The 21839-nt window shown below is 60.4% G+C and carries 17 protein-coding genes; 8 read left to right on the top strand and 9 right to left on the bottom strand.

Annotated features, from left to right (window positions below; genetic code table 11):
• Positions 1 to 341 (top strand): transposase (locus BM160_RS21315; RefSeq protein ID WP_143093314.1); only part of this gene is annotated, 341 nt, incomplete at its 5' end.
• A 10-nt stretch (positions 342 to 351) separates the two neighbouring features.
• Here BM160_RS21315 and queG read toward each other — a convergent pair.
• On the bottom strand, positions 352 to 1476 hold the full coding sequence (queG, locus tag BM160_RS21310; protein WP_092008166.1) for a tRNA epoxyqueuosine(34) reductase QueG: 1125 nt from the start codon (positions 1474 to 1476) through the stop codon (positions 352 to 354).
• On the opposite strand from queG, the gene tsaE reads away from it, so the two are divergent.
• The 3 genes from tsaE to BM160_RS21295 all read left to right on the top strand — a co-directional run bounded on the left by tsaE (position 1429) and on the right by BM160_RS21295 (position 3704).
• Positions 1429 to 1923, top strand: coding sequence for a tRNA (adenosine(37)-N6)-threonylcarbamoyltransferase complex ATPase subunit type 1 TsaE (tsaE, locus tag BM160_RS21305; RefSeq protein WP_092008165.1), 495 nt, complete (start codon positions 1429 to 1431; stop codon positions 1921 to 1923). The genes queG and tsaE overlap by 48 nt on opposite strands.
• Entirely contained in the window at positions 1920 to 3332 is a 1413-nt protein-coding gene (locus BM160_RS21300; protein ID WP_092008164.1) for an N-acetylmuramoyl-L-alanine amidase, read from the top strand. The genes tsaE and BM160_RS21300 overlap by 4 nt, the downstream gene beginning before the upstream one ends.
• A 159-nt stretch (positions 3333 to 3491) precedes the next feature.
• Positions 3492 to 3704 carry a glycine zipper 2TM domain-containing protein gene (locus BM160_RS21295; protein WP_092008163.1) on the top strand — a complete coding sequence of 71 codons (213 nt, stop codon included), beginning with the start codon at positions 3492 to 3494 and terminating at the stop codon, positions 3702 to 3704.
• A gap of 102 nt (positions 3705 to 3806) precedes the next feature.
• On the opposite strand, the gene BM160_RS21290 is transcribed toward BM160_RS21295, so the two are convergent.
• The 7 genes from BM160_RS21290 to BM160_RS21260 form a co-directional block, all read right to left on the bottom strand.
• Entirely contained in the window at positions 3807 to 5642 is a 1836-nt protein-coding gene (locus tag BM160_RS21290; protein ID WP_092008162.1) for an AMP-dependent synthetase/ligase, read from the bottom strand.
• Positions 5643 to 5944: 302 nt separating this feature from the next.
• The gene (gene hutH / locus BM160_RS21285) at positions 5945 to 7714 is read right to left on the bottom strand and encodes an HAL/PAL/TAL family ammonia-lyase (RefSeq protein WP_255369039.1); all 1770 of its coding nucleotides are present in this window, start codon (positions 7712 to 7714) and stop codon (positions 5945 to 5947) included.
• Positions 7715 to 7845: 131 nt separating this feature from the next.
• A complete protein-coding gene (locus BM160_RS21280) occupies positions 7846 to 9099 on the bottom strand; it encodes an MBL fold metallo-hydrolase (RefSeq protein ID WP_255369038.1) in 1254 nt (417 codons plus the stop codon).
• A 56-nt stretch (positions 9100 to 9155) separates the two neighbouring features.
• Complete coding sequence (locus BM160_RS21275; RefSeq protein WP_092008160.1) at positions 9156 to 10490, bottom strand: MFS transporter; 1335 nt, start codon at positions 10488 to 10490, stop codon at positions 9156 to 9158.
• A gap of 139 nt (positions 10491 to 10629) precedes the next feature.
• On the bottom strand, positions 10630 to 12285 hold the full coding sequence (locus BM160_RS21270) for a urocanate hydratase (protein ID WP_092008159.1): 1656 nt from the start codon (positions 12283 to 12285) through the stop codon (positions 10630 to 10632).
• Positions 12286 to 12295: 10 nt separating this feature from the next.
• Positions 12296 to 13387 carry a DUF917 domain-containing protein gene (locus BM160_RS21265; RefSeq protein WP_092008158.1) on the bottom strand — a complete coding sequence of 364 codons (1092 nt, stop codon included), beginning with the start codon at positions 13385 to 13387 and terminating at the stop codon, positions 12296 to 12298.
• 385 nt (positions 13388 to 13772) lie between these two features.
• The gene (locus tag BM160_RS21260; RefSeq protein ID WP_092008157.1) at positions 13773 to 14669 is read right to left on the bottom strand and encodes a LysR family transcriptional regulator; all 897 of its coding nucleotides are present in this window, start codon (positions 14667 to 14669) and stop codon (positions 13773 to 13775) included.
• Between the two features lie 106 nt (positions 14670 to 14775).
• Between BM160_RS21260 and BM160_RS21255 the strand changes: the two genes are divergently transcribed.
• Both BM160_RS21255 and BM160_RS21250 read left to right on the top strand, forming a co-directional pair.
• Positions 14776 to 16131: a dihydroorotase gene (locus BM160_RS21255; protein ID WP_092008167.1), complete on the top strand. Its 1356-nt coding sequence runs from the start codon at positions 14776 to 14778 to the stop codon at positions 16129 to 16131.
• 41 nt (positions 16132 to 16172) lie between these two features.
• Positions 16173 to 17453 carry a Zn-dependent hydrolase gene (locus tag BM160_RS21250; protein WP_092008156.1) on the top strand — a complete coding sequence of 427 codons (1281 nt, stop codon included), beginning with the start codon at positions 16173 to 16175 and terminating at the stop codon, positions 17451 to 17453.
• A 91-nt stretch (positions 17454 to 17544) separates the two neighbouring features.
• Here the strand turns inward: BM160_RS21250 and BM160_RS21245 are convergent, their stop codons facing one another.
• Positions 17545 to 18195: a DedA family protein gene (locus BM160_RS21245; protein ID WP_092008155.1), complete on the bottom strand. Its 651-nt coding sequence runs from the start codon at positions 18193 to 18195 to the stop codon at positions 17545 to 17547.
• Positions 18196 to 18270: 75 nt separating this feature from the next.
• Between BM160_RS21245 and mutL the strand changes: the two genes are divergently transcribed.
• Positions 18271 to 20226 carry a DNA mismatch repair endonuclease MutL gene (gene mutL, locus BM160_RS21240; RefSeq protein WP_092008154.1) on the top strand — a complete coding sequence of 652 codons (1956 nt, stop codon included), beginning with the start codon at positions 18271 to 18273 and terminating at the stop codon, positions 20224 to 20226.
• 136 nt (positions 20227 to 20362) lie between these two features.
• Complete coding sequence (gdhA, locus tag BM160_RS21235; RefSeq protein WP_092008153.1) at positions 20363 to 21706, top strand: NADP-specific glutamate dehydrogenase; 1344 nt, start codon at positions 20363 to 20365, stop codon at positions 21704 to 21706.
• The last annotated feature ends 133 nt before the right edge of the window (positions 21707 to 21839 follow it).

The raw sequence follows: 21839 nt of genomic DNA, 5'->3' as shown, positions 1-21839 counted from the left end.
CCACGGCCCATGTGGTCTCCGATGGCCTGCAGGCCTTTGCTCAAGTCTTGCAGGTAGGCGCCACGCATGAGCGTCATGTGACGGGTGGCGGACGACAGGCAGCCAGGACACCCCAGCTGCGCTGGGTCAACACGATGCTGGGCAACCTCAAGACCGCCCAGGCCGGCACTTACCATTCCTTTGACCATGCCAGATACGCCGCGCGCTACCTGGCTGAGTTTGCCTACCGCTTCAATCGCCGCTTTGACTTGGTGGCCATGCTGCCCAGGCTGCTGCGCGCGGCCGCTACGACAAAGCCCCAGCCTCTGACCATACTGCGCATGTCTGAGGCAAGTCGCTAATCAGGCAATTTCATTGTGAAAGTGCCCACAACACGTGCTCCCTGACCAGCTCGCTGGCATGAGAGGCACGGGTTTGCAGGCTGGCGCGCAGTTCGGCGTCCGCTGCGCTACCCACGCGCAAGGCATTGCCCATGGCCACCGCAATATTGCGCAGCCAGCGCTCGTGACCGATGCGGCGGATCGGGCTGCCTTCGGTGAAGCGCAAAAAGGCTTCTTCGCTCCAGCCGAACAAGGTCACGAGTTGCTGCCCGCTCAGGCCCTGGCGCTCGTCAAAATCCGGCAGGCTGCTGCGCTGGGCGAACTTGTTCCAGGGGCAAATCAGCTGGCAATCGTCGCAGCCATAGATGCGGTTGCCCATCAGGGGCCTGAGTTCCAGCGGAATGGGGCCGGCATGCTCAATCGTGAGGTAGGAAATGCAGCGCCTGGCGTCGAGCTTGTAGGGCGCAACAATCGCCTGGGTCGGGCAGATGTCTATGCAGGCCTGGCAGCTGCCGCAATGCGGCGTCACCGGCTCGCTGGGCGGCAAGGCCAGGTCCACGTAGATTTCGCCCAGGAAAAACATGGAGCCAGCTTCGCGGTTCAACAGCAGCGTGTGCTTGCCGCGCCAGCCCTGGCCGCTGCGCGCCGCCAGCTCGGCCTCCAGCACCGGGGCCGAGTCGGTGAAGGCGCGGTGGCCCAGAGTTTGGACATGCGTGGCAATGCGCTCGCTGAGTTTTTGCAGCCGGCTGCGCATGATCTTGTGATAGTCGCGACCGCGGGCGTAGACCGAGACGATGCCTTCCTCCGGCCGCTGCAGTCGGCTGAACTCAATCGCCTGCCACTGGCCCGGCGCGGCCGGGGTGGCAGCCGGCAAATAATCCATGCGTGCCGTGATCACGCTGACGGTTCCAGGGATCAATTCGGCCGGCCTTGCCCGTTTCAGGCCGTGCGCCGCCATGTAATGCATGTCGCCATGAAAGCCAGCGGCCAGCCAGGCCGATAATCCAGGTTCGGCCGAGGATAAATCAACCCCCGCAATGCCAATTTGCGAAAATCCAAGCTCGCGCGCCCAAGTTTGAATTTGACTTACAAGTTGATGATTGAATTGATGACTGCTGATGACCACCCGCTGATTGTAAAAAACATTGTCTGGCATGACGAGGCCGCCACGGCCGCCTTCGCCCAGGCACTGGCCAGCCAGCCAGCCATTGGTCGCACGCTGATAGAGCTGCAGGGTGACCTGGGCGCCGGCAAGACCACTCTGGTGCGCCACCTGCTCGTCAGCCTGGGGGTGCAGGGCCGCATCAAAAGCCCCACCTATGCCGTGGTCGAGCCCTATACCCTGGACTCATCAGCAGCGCATCCGGAGCTGAACATCTGGCACTTCGATTTTTACCGCTTCAATGATCCACGCGAATGGGAAGAAGCCGGCTTTCGCGATATCTTTGCCAGCCCCGGACTCAAGCTGGTTGAGTGGCCGGAAAAAGCCGGCCCCCATTTGCCGCCACCCGACCTGCTGATCCATATCGAACTGCAGGCCGACGAATCCCGCGCCGTCACCCTGAGCGCCTACACCGCCACGGGCGCGGAGCTACTGACATGAACAAAAAAACCGTTGCCCACCCGAGCCGGCGCCAGGCCTTGCAACTGGGCGGCGTCGTCTTGCTACTCGGCGTGCAACACATCGCGCGCGGCGCCACCATCGTGGCGGTGCGCGTCTGGCCCTCCAAAGACTACACCCGTCTGACCATTGAGTCCGATGGCGAAATCAAGGCCAAACAGTTTTTCATCGCCGAGCCGCCGCGCCTGGCCGTCGACATAGAAGGCCTGGACTTGATTCCGGCGCTGCGTGAGCTGGTGGCCAAGGTGAAATCGGATGATCCGAACATCTCCGGCATTCGCGTCGGCCAGAACGCCCCCGGCGTGGTGCGGCTGGTGATAGATCTGAAGCAGCCCATGCAGCCGCAGGTGTTTACGCTGCGCCCGGTAGCGGCTTACAAATACCGGCTGGTGTTTGACCTCTACCCGGCGCAAACCATAGACCCGCTGGAAGCGCTGATTGCCGAACGCCTGTCAGACAAAGACAAGCCCGAGACAGCCAACGCGGGCAACGATCCGCTGGGCGATTTGATGGCCCAGCATGCCAACAAACCCGCCGACAAGCCCTCTTCCAACCCGTCCCCAAGCACCAGCAAACCGGCCAACAGCAAAGTCGCCGCCGCCGACAAAGATAAAAATCCAGGCGCCGCCCCGGCCAAACCACCGGCAGACGTGGTGGCCACACCCGAAAAGAACAAGACCGACCGGCTCGTCATCGTTGCGCTAGACCCCGGCCATGGCGGCGAAGATCCGGGCGCCATCGGCCCAGGCGGCACGCGCGAAAAAGACGTGGTGCTGCAAATTGCGCACCGCCTGGCGAGCCGCATCAACCAGCAGCCCAATATGCGCGCCTACCTGACGCGCGACGCTGATTTTTTTGTCCCGCTGCATGTTCGTGTGCAAAAAGCCAGGCGCGTGCAGGCCGATCTGTTCATCAGCATTCATGCCGATGCTTTCTTCACTGCCAGGCCACAAGGCGCCAGCGTCTTTGCGCTCAGCGAAAAAGGCGCGTCCAGCAGCGCCGCGCGCTGGATTGCCGACAAGGAAAATTCGGCCGACCTGGTGGGCGGCATCAATGTGAAGGCCAAAGATGCCCAGGTGCAAAAAGCCCTGTTCGACATGAGCACCACGGCGCAAATCAATGACAGCCTGAAGTTGGGCAGCGCCATGCTGGGCGAGATCGGCAATGTCGGCAAGCTGCACAAGCCCCGGGTCGAGCAGGCCAGCTTCGCGGTGCTGAAGGCCCCCGATATTCCCAGCGTGCTGGTGGAAACGGCATTTATCAGCAATCCGGATGAAGAAGCCAGACTGCGCAGTGAGGCCTACCAGGTGCAGCTCGCCGATGCGCTGATGCGGGGCATCGCGCGCTACTTCTCCAAAAATCCGCCGCTGGCGCGCAACCGCGCCCTTTAAGTCTCCCACCAGGGCCGCCGCAGGACGACGGCCGGCAACGGCTTGCGCCTACAGACAGGAATGCTTGGCGGACCTACAGTGAAGTCACAGGCAAGGCCAATACCTCACGATGTGATGACGGTCGGCAAAGCACCTGAATCTTTCTGAAAGGTGATTCTTATGAATACGAAAATTTTGCTGTCAGTAGCCGCAGCATCACTGATTGCCCTCACCGGCTGCAGCACCAACCCCACCAATGCACAAATTGGCACCGCCGCTGGTGCGGTGGTGGGCGGCGTGGTTGGCGATGCGGTGTTTGGCAACACCCTGGGTACAGTGGGTGGCGCCGCCGCCGGCGCACTGATCGGCAACGAAGTCGGCAAAAAACGCTGAGTCCGGCCCCGTTCTGATTTCCCCCTAAAAAAACGCCTCGCTGAAATTCAGCGAGGCGTTTTTTTATTCAAGGCCTGCGCAGCAAGAGCGCAGAAAAACCTCTCAGGCCGCCAGCGTTGCGGGCCGGTACAGCGCCTCAATCTCCTGCGCGTAACGCGCCAGCAAGTTGTTGCGCTTGAGCTTGAGGGTCGGTGTCATCAAGGTGTTTTCAATGGTCCAGGGCTCCAGCGTCAGGTACACGGCACGCGGCATGGCATAGCGCGCGAAGTCCTTGGTCTGCAAGGCAATGCGTGCCAGCGCAGCCTGGCGTGCCGCAGGCAGCTGCAGACTGGCCGCGTCGTCAGGGTTGAGTCCGAGCGAGGCCGCCACTCGTCGCCACTCGGCCGGATTGAGCACCGCCACGCAGGCAATGAAGGGACGGTTTTCCCCGACTACAAACACCTGATCAAACAAGGGATCAACGGCAATCGCCAGCTCCAGGTCGCCGGGCGGCACTTTCTCGCCGGTCGAGGTGACGATGATTTCCTTGATGCGGCCCATGATGCGGATGCGCCCATCTTCGATATCGGCCTGGTCGCCGGTGGACAGCCAGCCGTCTGCCGTCAGCACGCGCGCCGTGTCTTCGGGCCGCTTCCAATAGCCCTTCATCACCGACGGGCCACGCACCTGCAACTCACGGTTCGCGCCTATGCGCACCTCCACGCCAGGCAAAGCGCGGCCGACGCTGCCCGGGTCGTTGTCGTCCACGCCGTTGGCCGCCACCACGGGCGAAGTTTCCGTCATGCCATAACCCTGCAGCACGGGCACCCCCAGCCCCAGAAAACAGCGTGCGACGGCATGCGACAGCGGCGCGCCGCCGCTCACCGCCACCCGCAACCGTCCGCCAAATTGCGCCTGCAGCTTGCGCGCCACCAAGCCATCCAGCACCGGCCACAGCAGCGCATCCAGCGCGGCCCAGCTACTGCGCTCGCCTTCGGCCAATGGCAAGCCTTGAACCCGACAAAAACGGCGCCAGCCCACGGCCTGCGCCACGTCGAACAAACGGGTCCGAAACACCGAACCCGCCAGAGTTTCCTGCAGTTTGGCGAACACCCGCTCGTATATGCGCGGCACCGAAACCAAAATGGTGGGTCGCACGCTCTTCAGGTCTTCGGCCAGCAAGGACACCGAGCGGGCATACGCCACGCAACTGCCCGCGGCGATGGCCAGGTAGTAACCCGCCGTGCGCTCAAAGGTATGGGACAGCGGTAAAAAAGAGAGGAACACGTCATCGGGTTTGGGCGCCACGCGCGCCATGATGGCCCGCACATTGGCCACCACGTTGCCGTGCGTCAGCATCACGCCCTTGGGCTTGCCGGTGGTACCCGAGGTATAGACGATGGCCGCAAGGTCGTCCTCCAACGGTGGCTGCAGCGGCAGCGTCGCCGCCCCAGGCCGGCCGCCGGAGGCCAGCCAGTCGGCCAGCGAATACAAGGGCACGGCTTCTTTTGCCAGCGCCGGCTCCACCGCTTCGCCATTCACCACCACGCCGCACAGCGCCGGCAGCGCCGTGCCCGCAGCGGCGATGGCGCGCCACTGAGCCACGCTGGACACCATCAACATGGCGGCCTCGCAATCGGCCAGGATGTAGGCAATGCTGCCGGGGTTGTCTATGGCATGCAGCGGCACCGGCACCAAGCCCTGCGACAGTGCCGCCTGATCCAGGCTCACGGCATCCAGACCATTGGGCAACAGTATGGCGATGCGGGCCTGGTGCTGCAGCCGCATGGCCGCCAAGGCCTGAGCCCAATGCGCAATGCGCTCGCTGGCCTGGGCCCAGTTGGTGCTCCGCCATAAGCCACTGGCCGTATCAAACTCCCGGTAGGCCTCGGCCTGCGGACTTTGCGCCAGGCGAAAAGCCAGCAGTTCGGGCAGGGTACGGACGGCGGAAAATTTCATGAACGTGACAAACCTCGGAAACGTTGCTGCACATCAACAACGTGCAAGTCAGGATTGAGGTCAGATGGAGACCCCGGTGTGGCCACACCCTGCTGGGCTGGCAGGGAATTATGACTGACCGGGGCGAAGAAAAGCCCGTAGGCGCGGTTGACAGCCTTACGGCTGTCAAAGGCCATCCTCATGAAGCAGCCCTTGGCCGGTGCGGATGGCAGCGGTCAAGCCAGACCGATTTAGCTGACTCTGAACGCCTTGCGTCATTTCCGCCGCGCCACCGGCAATGAGGTAGCGGGACGCGTTTGGCTTTACTCCTGAGCCGGCAGTGTCCGTAGAAATTCCGCTGTTTTTTGAATATCACTCGCCATATAGCGGTCAGCATCCAAAAATGGGGTGGTTTTTCGGAAGGCTTGAAGCAACGGCCTGGTTTTGTTTCCCAAAGCCAGCGCCGGGGTTTCACGCAGGCGCAAGTCCACGGCTTGAGCCGCATTCATGAATTCGATACCCAGCAAGTAATAAGCACGATCAATGGTGTCGCCTGCGCGCAGCGCTATCAAGGCTGCGTTGCTTGTGACGTCTTCAATATTCCCTGCCGTAGGTGCCGCATCGATGGAAACCGGTTGGCTCAACGCCTTGATTTCGGTATTCAAATACGATGCCGTTTTCTGGATGGTGGTGTAGCCGAAAGTCGCTGGATTTGGCGATAAAAACCGTGGCAGTTTGGTAAACGCAGGATCGGACAGCCTCAAGGTACGCTGGAACGACGAATTGGCAACATGGCTCAGCGCAATGGTGACTGATTGCAGATTCAAGGCCCAAGGCAAGGGGTCAAAACTGGCGGTCGGAAAAATGCTACCGGCAAGATCCTTGCCGAAAAGGTAGTATTTTTTCTCCTGCTCCGTCACTCCTTCGGGTGGGCTGATGTCGAGCACAATCGTAGGGTTGTCGTCAGAGGAGTTCACCTGGATTTCCAACTGCGACTTGAGCAGACCGAGAATGTCGCGAACCGCTCCATGCGTTTGGCTCACGGTGCGATAACTTAGCGGGTCTTGCAAGGCGCGCTGCTCCGACAAACTCCAGAGATAGCTCCCCTCCAAAAGACTGCGGATGTGCGCGGCCGTCTGCTGTTGGCCTACAAATGGGCGGCTTACCTGCACTGCCGGCAGGAATGGCGCCACATTGCCATTGAGGCCTTCAAGCGACAAACTAAAAACACGGTCAGCAGCGTCTAGAAAACGCTCGCTATCGACCACCCTCAGGACGGCCATTCCAGCGGAATAGGCATTCGAGCTGATGAGCGACAAGCTGTCCTTGGCAAACAGTTTTACCGGCACCAAGCCCGCCGACTTCAAGGCCGAACTCGCTGCAATACGGCGTCCCTGGTAGATCACCTCGCCCTCGCCCATCATGGCCAGGCCGATCTGAGGCAGGATGCCAATATCAGCCTCACCGATAGAGCCACGGCTGAACATCACAGGATGAATGCCGTGATTCAGAAAATACTCATACATGCGCGCAACGATTGGCTGCACGCCTGCGCCACCGACTAACAAAGTGTTCAATCGCACCAGCATGGTCGCACGCACCACCTCTTGCGGTACCTCGCTGCCTATGCCTACACTGTGTGTCAGCAGCATGTTTCGATTAAAACGCTCAGATATGGCGCGCACCGCTGGATCAATCGCATCACCCTTGAAAATCGTCTGATCCTTATTCAGCCCAACCCCGCGATTCAGACCATAAATAGGCTTATCTTGCTGTGCCGCGGCCAGCAGCAAACGATGCGATCGCTCAAGCCGACTCAAGGCTTCGCTCGACACCTCTACCCGGGCACCGGCGCGGGCGACTTGGCGGACTTGGTCGATAGACAGATTTCGCCCGGTGAGTACCACTGTCGACGGTGTATTCGGTACCAGCGCCTGGACGCCGGACATGCCCAAGCCCAGCGCAAAGAAAAGTATGGCCTGACGAAGCAGCCACGAGAAGAGACAAAAATTAGAGCGCATAAAACTCCAAAAAACAGGGTAAAAATTTTGGCAAAAAAAGGTATAGGCGTGCTGCTGCACATCAGTACCCATTAGCCATAGGTCTGGTCTATCAATGGCTGCTCATTGAGCAGCCTGAATTCATATGTTCCTGCGCGACTTCCAGCGCTATGTCTTACAGCGTTGCCACTGTGAGAGGTATGCGCCCCAGGAGCAAAGGCAAATCAAGGCCGCGGTTTGCCAACGCCAATTTGCTGCAGGTCTTGGCCGATGATTAATTTTCCGGAAAAATTTTCCTGAGCCTTCAACCAGCGCTCACGCGGCGTATCACCCGGTACGAGATGGGAAAGCACAAGCGTCTTGACGCCCGCCCGCTGCGCCACCGAGCCAACCTCCTCCGGAGTTGTATGCGCATCAAGCAGCTGACGGCTGAGCGCGACCTGTCTTGCATCCCAAGGTTTAGGACCAACGATCTCGCTCACCCAGGCCGGGTCAATCACCTCGTGGACCAGGATATCGGCGCCCTTGGCCAAACGGATCAGATTTTCGCTAACCGCGGTGTCTCCGGAAAAGACGACCGAGCCGTCAGCGGTATCGAAACGATAAGCAAAATTCGGAAACACCTTGCCGTGTGGCACCAGCGTGGCACTGACTTTAACGCGCTCGTCCTGCCAGACGAAAAATGGCTCCATAGGCGGTGCCGTATCGACATTCGGGTCAATCGCAACACCGTCAGGAAGCTTGATGTCATGCGCCTGGAAAAAATCGCGTACATCCGGCACCCCTTCATTGCGCACCCGGATATTCTGATCAGCCGCCAGACCCGCCATCAATGACTCGACAAAATCGCGAGTCCCCGCCGACGGATTCTCCGGATGGATCACCGGATTGCCGACCAGGCCTTTGCTCAAGGGCGGCAGCACGCTTCGGCGACCAGGGCCAAACACCTGCAGTGAGGCCTTGGCACGTTTGCGCGCGCTCGGGTCGTACATCAGCAGACTCGCCGTATCTATGACGTGATCGCTATGCAAATGGGTAAAAAATACGGCACGTTCGGCACCTGGTTTGATGCCGGCCGCGCGTATCTGTCGATACGCCCCGGAACCCAGGTCAACGATATACGCATGACCATCGACCACGACCGCCGATGATATGCCATGCGGAGAATGCTCTCCGTACCAGGTTGGGCCACCGGCGGTTCCCAGCAAGACCAGCCGGCTTCGGTAGCCTTGCGCCGCCTTGCTCAAGGCAGCTGACTGTTGCGAAACCTGATCAGCCGTTTGACTCAGCGCTACGCTTGTTCCGGACTCTTTTCCTGATTTTGCCCCCTCTTGCGTCGTCGCAGCAGCATGCGGAGCTGCGAAAACCGCGCCTGCTAGAAAAGCACCGACCAGCAGTGCGGCATACAAAGGAGAAAATCGCTTTTTTCCGCATGCAGCAACCATCTCATCAGGTGCTGCCAGAGACATTGACTTCATAACTTCTCTCATTAGGGATGTTCAGTTTCAGCTTGTTTCTGCGGGCCTTGGACTTACTAGGCGCTCGGTTTTGGCAAAAATGCGATGGCCACCAAGGCCAGCAGGGACGCACCCATCACATACAAAGCAGGCGCGAACGCGACGCCCATGGCATAGGTGACCCAAGTCAGAATGGCGGGGGCAAAACCGCCAAAAATAGTCACTGCCGTGTTGTATGACAAGGACATGCCGGAGGAGCGTACATGGGTCGGAAAAATTTCCGACAAGGCAGCGGGTGCGGCGCCGACGAACATGGACACCATGGCGCAGAACATCGACTGCACCACGATCAGTGTCAAGGTCGTATGCGATGCCTGCAACCACATCATCAATGGATAAACGCCGACCAGCAGCAGCAAGGCGCCGCAATTGAGCATTCGGCGCCGACCTATCTTGTCCGATAGCGTTCCTGAGAAAACACAGCCAGCGATCAGAAACAGGTTACCAATCAACGCGGCCAGGAAGGCCTGCGAACTGGCAAAGCCCATGGTTTTTTGTGCGTAAATCGGCATGAAAATAATCAGCGAATACGGTGCGACCGCCCACAATATGGACAAGCCGGTACCGACCAGCAATTCTTTCGGGCAATCCCGCAGCACCTGCAGCAGCGGTGATTTTTTTGGTGCACCCTCGCGTTTTTGACGCTCCTGCTCCATCCGGAAATGAGGCGTCTCGTCCAGTGACCGACGCATCCACAAGCCGACCGGTGCGATCGCCAAGCCCAAAATGAATGGAATACGCCAGCCCCATTCGCCAACTTGTTCGACCGTCAGCAATGTAGTCACCACGGTCGCCACCAATGCGGCCAGCAAATTAGAAATACCCATGCTCGCTTGCAGCCAGGACGCGTATTGCCCTTTCTTTTCGACCGGTGCATGCTCAACAAGAAAAGCGGTGGCGCCGCCAACCTCGCCGCCGGCAGAAAAGCCTTGCAGCACGCGGCCGCAAACAATCAGCAATGGTGCGCCTACGCCGATGGCGGCATAGGGGGGCGCAATGGCGATCAACAAGGTGCCCAAGGCCATCAACATGATGGTCATGGTTAGCGCCGCCTTGCGCCCGACACGGTCACCGTAGGCGCCGAGAACCAAGGCACCGAGCGGACGCACGACAAAGCCCAGACCAAAGGCCATGAATGATCCCATCAGCTGTACTGTGGGGTCCTCATTCTGGAAAAAATTCTGCCCGATATACACGGCGAACAAAGCGTAGACGGTGAAGTCATACCATTCCAGCGCATTGCCGGCGGAGGCCGCAATCACCGCCTTACGGCCAACCTGGGTGTCGTGTTTTACTTCTGCTTGCCGGCCAGACTGACGACTGGCGCCCGGACTAAGAACAACGTTTTCCATACTATCTTCTCCTATGTGTCACCTCAGGCGCTGCTTCGCAGGCCTAAGGTGCTTGTCTCCCAATATGCAATTGCGCCTGCTCAGGCCGCCAGCCACTTCGCCTGGGAAGGCTGCGGTGATTGCTCTGCTTGTTGACTCACTATGCAGTCTTGATTCGCTGAATGGCCTTTTTCTCGACTTCGTCCAAGGCCTCTTCGTAACCCGCATCGGCATAACGCAGCACGCCGCTCGCGGTATCGTTGGTCATCGACAGTCGCAGGCGCTGGTCAGCGGCTTCGCTGCCATCGGCCACCACGGTAACGCCAGCACTGGTCATGTAACCGCTATAGCCGCCGCCGCCGGAATGGATGGCCACCAGGTCGGCAGAGGACGAGCAATTAATCATCGCGTTCAACAGTGGCCAGTCAGCGATCGCGTCCGAGCCATCGCGCATGTTCTCGGTCATGATGTTCGGATGCGCCATGGCGCCGGCATCGAGGTGGTCACGGGTAAAGGCGATTGGCCCCGTCAGCTCGCCATCCCTCACCATGCGATTGACCTCCAGTGCCAGTTCCGTGCGCTCACCGTGGCCTAGCCACGCGATACGCGCCGGCAAACCCTCGAAGGGCACATACTGCCGCGCCAGGCGGACCCAGTTGGCGACGATAAAGTTGTCAGCAAAGCGCTTCAGCAGGAAATCGTCGATCTTGCGGATGTCTTCGGCGTCGTTAGTCAGCGCAATCCAGCGGAAGGGCCCGATGGCGCGCGCAAACAGCGGACGCAAAAAGGCTTCGGTAAACACCGGGATCTCAAACGCGCGTTCCACGCCGCCCTGCTTGGCATGGGTGCGGATCAGGTTGCCGTTATCGAACACGACCGCCCCCTTGTCCTTGAAACCAAGCATCGCCGTCACATGGCGCACTATCGATGAACGGCTGGCGTTCATCAGTTGCTCAATATCGGTCTTGCGCAGCTCACGGACCTCATCCAGGCTGTAGCCGGCCGGGATATAGCCATAGACCAGGTCATGCGCCGAGGTCTGATCGGTCACGATGTCGGGAACAATGCCCCGCGCCAGTATTTCCGGATAGACATCGGAAGCATTGCCGAGCAGGCCAACCGAAATCGGCTCGCGTCGCGCCTGGGCGTCGCGGATCATCGCCAGAGCGTCGTCCAGATTGTCTGCACGCTTTTCCAGGAAGCCGTTTTTCAGCCGCTTGCTGATGCTTTCCTCATTGATCTCTACCGTCAGGATGGCGGCATTGGCCATGCGACCAGCCAGGGGCTGGGCGCCGCCCATGCCACCCAGGCCAGCGGTCAAAATGAAACGGCCGCGCAAGTCATTATCAAAATGGCGCTCGGCGATGCGGCTGAAAATCTCGTAGGTGCCCTGAATCACGCCTTGAGAACCGATGTATTGCCAGTCGCCGGCGGTCAGACCGCCCCAGCAGATCAGGTTTTTCTTTTCCAGTTCGTAGAAATTTTCGGCCTTGGCCCATTGCCCGACCATATTGCAGTTGGCCATGATCACGATAGGCGCTTGCGCATGTGTCTGCAGCACGCCGATCGGCTTGCCGGATTGGACGATGAGCGTTTGATCCTCCTCCAGATTCAGCAGCGCCTTGACCATGGCGTCGTGCGCCGGCCAGTCGCGAGCCGCACGGCCCAGCGCCGCATACACCACCAGATTGTCCGGATCCTCGCCAACCGCCAGTACGTTTTCCAGCAGGCGCAGCAGCGCTTCCTGGCGCCAGCCCTTGCAGCGCAGCGTGGTGCCGGACTGCAGATTGAATTCACGCTTATTGCATTGAGTCATAGCGGTTTCCTTATTTCCCCAATGCATAGTCAGTGAAGTTGATGCCCAGCGCTTGCTCCACTGGCGGATAGACCGAAGGATCGGTCACACTGGACGACAGAGGGATGTGCTGCTTATGGACATGGAAAATCAGTATTTCCATGCCTTCATGCAGGCTGCCGGCGCTGACCGGGCAACCATTGACGTCCAGCGTCGTGATCACATCGGGATAGCTGGCGATGCGCTCGCCCTGGCGGTTTTCTACCGCCATGTGTTCATTCATCACATGGATGACGCGGCGGTCAGCGCCCGTGCCGATCTCGACGACACCGATGTCAAACGCCTCGTTGGTGTACTTCAGGGTATTTTTGACGACCTTGCCGCTGCCAATGATTTGGCCATTGGTTTGCTTGCAGATCGCATCCACCACGGCGCTGCCGCCTTTAGGCTCGGCCGCCAGGATCGCTTCGCCCAGCGCCAGGGCGATGCTGATGCCGCCCAGCGCCGCATGCTGTCGCACATAGGAGGCGCGTATCGGGTTGCGGCAGCTGGCGATAAAGCCACCCGACATGTCGGACGCCTTGCGCAAGATAGGTGACACTTTGGCGGTGGCCCCACGCACCAGAACTTCTATATAGGCGTTGTTGGCTCGATTGCCGCCTGCCGCGCTTTGAATCATGGCTTGCGGACTGTTGGCCAGTCCGAGCGATCCCATATCACCGGTAGGATGGGCGCGGATGTCCCCGACCGCATCAATGACCTTGGTGCCAAGCACTGCCGACGGCAACCAGCCGTTCAAAGTGCTCGACATGCCATTTTGACCAATGATCAGGCCGTAGATGGACTCGCCCAGTGCATCCTGCACCAGTTGCGCCGCCCTCACATAGTCAACGCCAAGCATTTCCCAATCGGTCAATCCGCCTGGCGCCCCAATCGCCGCCGCCGTGGCAATCCACGCATCGTCGGGCACTTCGTCCATAGACACCAGCTCCGGGCGACCGATCGTCACCGCGAGCGTTCCGAGCTCGCGCCCATGATCGGCCCAGCCGCCACCGCCACATGCAAACACCGAACCGCCTTTCACGGCAGCCTCTACGTCCTTGAGCGTAAGAATTCGTCCCATATCTCCAGCCTTTTTTACGATTACCTAATCAATTCGTATTGATGTTCTGGCACCGGACGCGTGTCATTTCAGTTGAGATAAACACGAATTTCCGGAGCATCGAACGTCAGTCAAGGCGTCGATATTAGGCAGAATTTTTCATAATGTCGCATTACTTTTCATCTCATCGTCATAACAATAAGTTAAGAAGTTGACGACAAAAAACCCATCAAAACCAAAACAGAAAGAGGAGTCGGCGATCAAGCGCAGGCACGGACCTGCAATGCCACGGCAAAGGGCTTGCGACACCGAAAACAGCCCGCCAACACAGGCCTGAAAAAGCCTAAATCGCCTTATCGCCCCGATATGGGGTGACGAGAGCACCGGAAAATCCGGCGCGCCGCCGTCAAAGATTTTTTCCGGGGTCCAGCGTCTCCAGCAATGCGATGAACTCCTGGGCCAAACGCGACTGCGGCTCCAGCATGACGTGAAAGACATTGATAGGCGCGCTGACCGACGCGTCGACGGGGACCACCACCACGTTCGACCAGATGGGGCCCCTCACCGTGATTTCATCGACCAGCGCCACGCCCACCCCTGCCTGCACCATGGCGCAGGCCACGTGCGCCTGCTGAACTTCGATTTTGGGTGTCGGCTGCATCTCCTCGCCAGCAAACAGCTGGCGTACCAGTTGCTCCAGCGGGATATCGTTGCTGTAGCCTATCAGCGGCTCGTTGATCAGGTCATGCGGGCTGATGCTGGTGCGCGATGCCAGCGGATGAGAATCAGGAAGGACCGCAACAATGCGATTTTCGTAGAGCAGCCGCGCCTCAAGACTCGGATGGATGACGGGCATATAGGCCACGCCAAACTCGATCTGCTGCGTCAGCAGGGCTTGCAGCATCATGGTCGGAATCAGGGTATTCAACACGATGCGCACTTCCGGATAACGCTGACCAAAAGCCGCTATGGCTCGCGGCATCAGCGATAGCCCCAAGCTCGGGCTGCAGGCGATGCGCAGTTTCCCAACGCGGTTTTCCGCCAGGTTTTCGGCCACTTCATTGACCCGTTGCACGCTTTGGTAAAGCGCACCGACCTCCTCAAACAAACGGCGCGCCTCTGGCGTTGGGTACAAGCGCCCCTTGATGCGGGCAAACAGGGACAGCCCCAGACGCTGCTCGGTATAGGAAATCAGCCGGCTCACAGCCGGCTGGGACACATGCAGCAACTTGGCCGCACCACTGATGGAGCCACTGAGCATGATGGCGCGAAAAACTTCAATTTGCCGCAAATTCAGCTTCATTTACTTAACCTCAAGTTAACTGCTTCGCATATTTAAGCATAAGACATTTTGGCTTGCCCGTTATTACACTTCCGTTCCTTACCTCAAAACCACGGGAAAAATGGGCATGTACGACTTCGATCTGACCGTTCGCGGCGATATTGTTGAAACCGATCGCATCGTGCGCGATGGCTGGCTGGCGGTGCGCGCCGGCAAGATCGCCGCGCGCGGCGTAGGCACGCCGCCGGCGGCGGCTGAAGCCGTTGATGCACGCGGGCAATGGATTATTCCGGGCGTGATTGATGGCCAGGTGCACGCCGGCAGCCAGCTCAATCAAGAAGGCTTGGGCTGGGCTTCGCGCGCGGCGGCTGCCGGTGGCGTGACCGTCATGGTGGACATGCCTTATGACGACCCGGAACCCGTGGCCTCGCGTGCGCAACTAGACGCCAAGATCGCCGAAGTCGAACGCGACTGCCATGTCGATGTGGCCCTGTTCGGCACGCTCAATGACAAGCACGGCATGCAAGCTGCAGCCGGCCTGATTGAAGGCGGCGTATGTGCGTTCAAATTTTCGACTTTCGAAGCCACACCGGGTCGCTTTCCGCGCATTGAAGAAGACGATTTGTACGAAGCCTTCCGGCTCATCGCGCCATCCGGCCTGGTGTGCGGCGTGCACAACCAGATGCAGGAGCTGACGCGCAAGAACATCCAGCGCCTGATTGAGGCTGGCGATACCGGCTGGGACGCCTTCATGCGCGCGCACACCCCATTGGTTGAAAACCTCGCGACCGCTCTGATCTATGAAATTGGCGCGGAAACCGGCGCACGGGCGCATGCGGTGCATGTATCCACCGCGCGCGGCTTTGATATTTGCAATATGTACCGACGCGCAGGCCACCAGGCCAGCATAGAAACCTGCGTCCAGTACCTCATGCTGAACCACGAAGAGCACACAAAAAAATTCGGCGCCAAAACCAAGCACTACCCGCCCATACGCCCAAAAGCAGAAGTCGACTTGCTGTGGAGCCACATTGCCAATGACGAATGCACCTTTGTGTCATCCGACCATGTCAGCTGGGGCTTGGAGCGCAAACAAAACCCCAATATCTTCAAGAACTCCTCGGGCGGCCCCGGTCTGGAAACCCTGCTGCCTGCGTTCTGGACCGGCTGTGAAGAACACGGCATTGCCCCAACCATGGTGGTCAAACAGCTGTGCAGCAACCCGGCACGCCACTTTTTGCTGGATGACCGCAAGGGCAGCCTGGCCGTCGGCATGGATGCCGATATCGTCATCCTCAAGCCGGAGCGTTATGCCTTCGATCCGTCCACCAGCCTGTCTGCGGTGCACTGGAGTTCGTTTGAAGGCCGTGAGTTCAGCGTACGCGTTGCGGCCACTTATTGCCGAGGTGCCCTGGCCTTTGACGGTCAAAAAGTCATCAATGCCAAGGGCCACGGCCAGTTTTTGCGTCCGCACCGCGCATAAAGCCGTTACGCATCTATCCCACCATTTACGCCGAGCCTCCAATGCCAACTACTTTTCCTGCTCTTAACGCCGACCGTCTCTGGTCGCGTGTTGAAACCCTGTCCAAACTGACACTGCCCGACCAGCCGTGGACACGGCGTGCCTTCTCTCCACTCTTCGCAGAAGCCCGTGCCTGGCTGCAGGCCGAATTTATCGCTGCCGGGCTTGAGGTGTCGCATGACGCTGGCGGAAACCTGGTCGGCCGACGTGCCGGGCTCGACGCGACGCTCAAGCCCATCATCACCGGCTCGCACTGCGATACCGTTGTGGGCGGCGGTCGCTTTGACGGCATCATCGGCGTGCTGGCCGGCATCGAAGTGGCGCATACCCTGAAAGAGCAAGGCATTACGCTGGCCCATCCCTTCGAGGTCATAGACTTTTTGTCGGAAGAGCCCAGCGATTACGGCATTTCCTGCGTTGGCAGTCGCGCTTTTTCTGGCGTACTGGATGCCGGCATGCTGGCCTCGCGCAATGCCGCCGGCGAAACCCTGGCCGATGGCATGCGCCGCATAGGCGGCAACCCCGATGCCTTGGCACAACCACTGCGCACAGCGGGCAGCACGGCCGCTTTTGTCGAACTGCATATCGAGCAAGGCCCGGTACTCGAGGCCCGCCAGCTGCCCATTGGGGTGGTCACCAATATTGTCGGCATTCGACGCGTGCTGCTCAATATCGAAGGGCAGCCAGATCATGCGGGCACCACGCCCATGGACATCCGCCGCGACGCACTGGTCGGTGCCGCACGCCTGATCGATGCGGCTTACCGACAGGCGTCGGCCATGAGCGGCAAGCCGCACTATGTGGTGGCCACCATTGGCCGCATCGCCATGACGCCCAACGTCCCCAATGCGGTGCCAGGCACTGTGGAATTGATGCTGGAAGTGCGCAGCGATAGCCAGCAAGTGCTGGACAGCTTTCCCGAGACATTGATGGCAGGCGTTGCAGCGGATATGCAGGCCTTGCGCCTGAGCGCCAAGGCCACACACGTCAGCCGCTCAAAGCCTACCGATTGCTCGCCCTTGGTGATGAATGCCGTCGAACGCTCCGCCACCGCGCTGGGTTATTCCTCCATGCGCTTGCCCAGTGGCGCCGGGCATGACGCCGTGTACGTCGCGCCCACCGGCCCGATTGGCATGATTTTCATACCCTGCCTGAACGGACGCAGCCACTGCCCGGAAGAATGGATAGAGCCGCAGCAGCTGCTCGATGGCACGCGCGTGCTGTATCAGACCATTGTGGAGCTGGACAAGGAAATGGCCTGCTCCGGGCAAAGCAGCAACTGATTTTTTCAATCAGCCCATGCGCTGGGTATTCTGGATATTGCAGGCAAGGTGCACAAAGTGACCTTGCCCTGCATCGCCTAAAAGCAGCGCATCAACTGGAGATGGCCGCCTTGCGCTTGGCGCGCCAGGCGCCAAAAAGCACCAGCAGGCCCGGCACAAAGATCATGGCCCAGATGATCTTGTCCAAATGGGTCTTGACGAAGGGCACGTTACCAAAGAGATAGCCGGCGGTGATGATGCCGCCCACCCACAGTACCGCGCCCACCACATTGAACAAAGAGAACTTGCCGCGCGACATCTCCGATATGCCGGCCACAAAGGGCGCAAAGGTGCGCAAAAAAGGCATGAAGCGCGCAGCAATGATGGTGACGCCGCCATAGCGCTCGTAAAACGCATGCGCCTGGTCGAAGGCTTTTTTATTGAAGAAGCGGGAGTCCTCCCACTGAAACACCTTGGGCCCCAGAGAGCGGCCAATGCTGTAGTTGCACTGGTCGCCCAGCACCGCTGCCACCAAGAGCAGGCCCACGGCCAGCGGATAGCTCATCAGGCCCACGCCGCACATGGCGCCCACCACGAACAGCAGCGAATCGCCCGGCAAAAACGGCATGACGACGACGCCGGTTTCGACAAAAATAATCAGGAACAGCAAGGCATAGACCCAGGCGCCATAGCTGCTGACAAAAACCTCCAGGTGTTTGTCGATGTGAAGAATGAAGTCGATGAGAAAGGTAGCTAATTCCATGGCAGCGATTTTGACAGGTCTGCCTTGACCGCCCGGCCATGCCCTTGCCAGGGCTGCGCCTAAAATCGTTTCCTCATGACTGCCCTGCCCCAAGCCCCACGCCGCCCCATCCGCGACCTCCCCGATGAACTGATCAGCCAGATTGCCGCCGGCGAAGTGGTCGAGCGCCCCGCCTCCGTGGTGCGCGAGCTGGTGGACAACGCGCTGGACGCCGGCGCCACACAAGTGACGCTGCGCCTGCTGGCGGGCGGCGTGCGGCTGATCCTGGTGGAAGACGATGGCCTGGGCATTCCGCGCGAAGAGCTGCCGGTGGCTCTCAGGCGCCACGCCACCAGCAAGATCGCCTCGCTGCAAGACCTGGAAGCCGTAGGCACCATGGGCTTTCGGGGCGAGGCGCTGGCCGCCATCAACTCGATTGCCGACATGAGCCTGTTGTCGCGCAGCCAAGACAACGAGCATGCCTGGCAACTCGACGGCCGCAGCGGCGAACTGAAACCGGCGGCGCGCGCGCGCGGCACCAGCGTCGAGGTGCGCGAGCTGTTTTACGCCACGCCGGCGCGCCGCAAATTTCTCAAAACCGACGCCACCGAGCTGGCCCACTGTATAGAAGCGGTGCGCCGCCATGCGCTGGTACGGCCCGATGTCGGCTTTGCCATCTGGCACGAAGGCAAGCTGGTCGAGCAATGGCGCGCCTGCAGCGGCGCATCAGCCCATGACCAACGTCTGGCCGACGTGCTGGGCGCCGACTTTGTCGAGCAGTCCATCGCCGTCAACTACGAAAGCAGCGCCCGCCGCGCCGATGGCCAGCCCGCTGTACGGGTCTGGGGCCGGGCCGGTGTTCCGGATGCGGCCCGCTCGCGCGCCGACCAGCAGTTTTCCTATGTCAATGGCCGCTACGTGCGCGACAAGGTGCTCACGCACGCCGCCCGCAGCGCCTACGAGGACGTGCTGCACGGCCATCGACAGCCGGTGTATGCGCTGTATGTTGAAATCGACCCGGCCCGCGTCGACGTCAACGTGCATCCGACCAAGATAGAAGTGCGCTTTCGCGACAGTCGCGAGGTACACCAGGCGGTGCGTCATGCCACCGAAAACGCCCTGGCCGCACCACGTGTCGGCCAGACGGCCGCAGCCCAGACGGCTGGCACTAGCGATGAAGCCAGCCCGCCCGCAAATGCCGCTCTTAAGGGAAACAAGGCTTTTGCGCAGCAGGGATGGGCGCAACCAGCTATAAATTTCGTAGCAAACAAAGCCCCCGGCGCGTCCGACTTTGAAGCCCTGTGGCCGGTGGCGCCTGCCAGCACCAACACCCCCCCGCCCCTATCTACCGCTGGCAGCGGCTTTGACGGCGGGTTCAGCCCCGTACCGGCAGCCAGCCCGGCCCCCACTTCCACACAAACTCCCGTACAGTCCAGCAGCCAGCCAAGCAGCCAGCTGCCCGCCGGCGACTGGCCGCTAGGCCGCGCACTGGCCCAGTTGCAAGGCGTCTACATCCTGGCCGAAAACGCCCAGGGCCTGGTCATCGTCGACATGCATGCGGCGCATGAGCGCGTAGTCTACGAAAGACTGAAAAGCCAGCTCGACAGCTCACAGATCGCCAGCCAGCCGCTCCTGATTCCCGCCACTTTTGCCGCCAGCCCGCAGGAAGTGGCCACCGCCGAAGCCAGCACCGAGGTCTTGGCCACGCTGGGCCTGGAGATCTCGCCCTTTTCGCCCAAAACCCTGGCGGTGCGAGCCGTCCCCACCAGCCTGACGCAAGGTGATGCGGTGGAGCTGGCTAGATCCGTGCTGGCCGAACTAGCGCAGCACGAGGCCAGCACGGTGATTCAGCGTGCCCGCAACGAATTGCTGGGCACCATGGCCTGCCACGGCGCCGTGCGCGCCAACCGCAAGCTCACGCTGGATGAAATGAACGCCCTGCTGCGGCAAATGGAAGCCACCGAGCGCTCCGACCAGTGCAACCATGGCCGACCGACCTGGCGCCAGCTCAGCTTGAAGGAGCTGGACAGCCTGTTTCTGCGCGGACGCTGAGCGAAAACTGCCCCGTTTTGGGGTAGCAGTAACACCAAATTGGGGCAAGTTCGACCGCAACGCCAAAAAACAGGCCATTTTTCCGAGACAATGCGTTTTCCGCATAGGTTTATGCATCGAATTGGAAATTGATTAAATGAAGCATCTGACAGTGGGCAGCTTTCTAAGCCATGTAGCCGAACGTAATCCAGGCCAGCCCGAATACATCCAAGCCGTCACCGAAGTGATGGAAAGCCTGTGGCCCTACATTGAAAAGCACCCACGTTATGCCAGCCTGAGCCTGCTGGAGCGTCTGGTCGAGCCCGAGCGCGTCATCATCTTCCGCGTCTGCTGGATGGACGACCACGGCGACGTCCAGGTCAACCGCGGTTTCCGCATCCAGCACAGCCTGGCGATTGGCCCTTACAAGGGCGGCCTGCGTTTTCACCCCTCGGTCAACCTGTCGGTGCTGAAATTCCTGGCCTTCGAGCAGACCCTGAAAAACGCCCTGACCACCCTGCCCATGGGCGGCGGCAAGGGCGGCTCCGATTTCGACCCCAAGGGCAAGAGCAACGCTGAAGTCATGCGCTTTTGCCAGGCCTTTGTCAGCGAGTTGTACCGCCACATCGGCTCGGACACCGACGTGCCGGCCGGCGACATCGGCGTGGGCGGCCGTGAAGTTGGCTACATGGCCGGCATGTACAAAAAGCTCACCAACCGCGCCGACTGCGTCTTCACCGGCAAGGGCTTGAGCTTTGGCGGCTCGCTGATCCGTCCCGAAGCCACCGGCTACGGCACGGTTTACTTCGCCCAGGAAATGCTCAAGACGGCCGGCCGTTCACTCGACGGCCTGCGCGTCAGCGTCTCGGGCTCGGGCAACGTGGCCCAGTACAGCGTGGAAAAAGCCATGGCGCTGGGCGCCAAGGTCATCACGGTGTCCGACTCCAGCGGCACGGTTGTCGATGAAGACGGCTTCACGACAGAAAAACTCGCCGTGCTGATGGAGGTCAAAAACCACCTCTACGGTCGTGTGGACGAATACGCCAAGCGCGTAGGCGCCCAGTTCCAGCCCGGCGTGCGCCCCTGGCATGTGCCGGTGGACGTGGCCCTGCCCAGCGCGACCCAGAATGAACTCAATGGCGAAGACGCTGCCACCCTCATCAAGAACGGTGTGATTTGCGTGGCCGAAGGCGCCAACATGCCGTCCACGCTGGACGCGGTTCGCCTGTTCGAGCGCAGCGGCGTGCTCTACGCCCCGGGTAAGGCCAGCAACGCCGGCGGCGTCGCCACCTCAGGCCTGGAAATGAGCCAGAATGCGGCGCGCCTGTCGTGGCCTCGTGAGGAGGTCGATGCGCGCCTGCTGCAGATCATGCAGAGCATCCACGAAGCCTGCGTGCAGCACGGCCGACGCGCCGACGGCAGCATCAGCTATGTCGATGGCGCCAATGTGGCCGGTTTCGTCAAGGTGGCCGACGCCATGCTGGCGCAAGGCGTGGTCTGAGCGCCATCCGGCGACTGACAAGAAAGGGGCTTAGGCCCCTTTTTCTTTGGTGCGCCCAGCATGGGCGCACACCTGCGGGTGCAAGTCCCGCCAGGAGCTGGTCACAGTGAATGAAGTGAAGCGCAACTGCGTG

Source organism: Polaromonas sp. OV174, from assembly GCF_900112285.1.
In the GTDB taxonomy this organism is placed as follows: Bacteria; Pseudomonadota; Gammaproteobacteria; order Burkholderiales; family Burkholderiaceae_C; genus Polaromonas.
The sequence above is the reverse complement of the archived record's forward strand: the minus strand, read 5'-3'. Positions and strand labels throughout refer to the sequence as shown.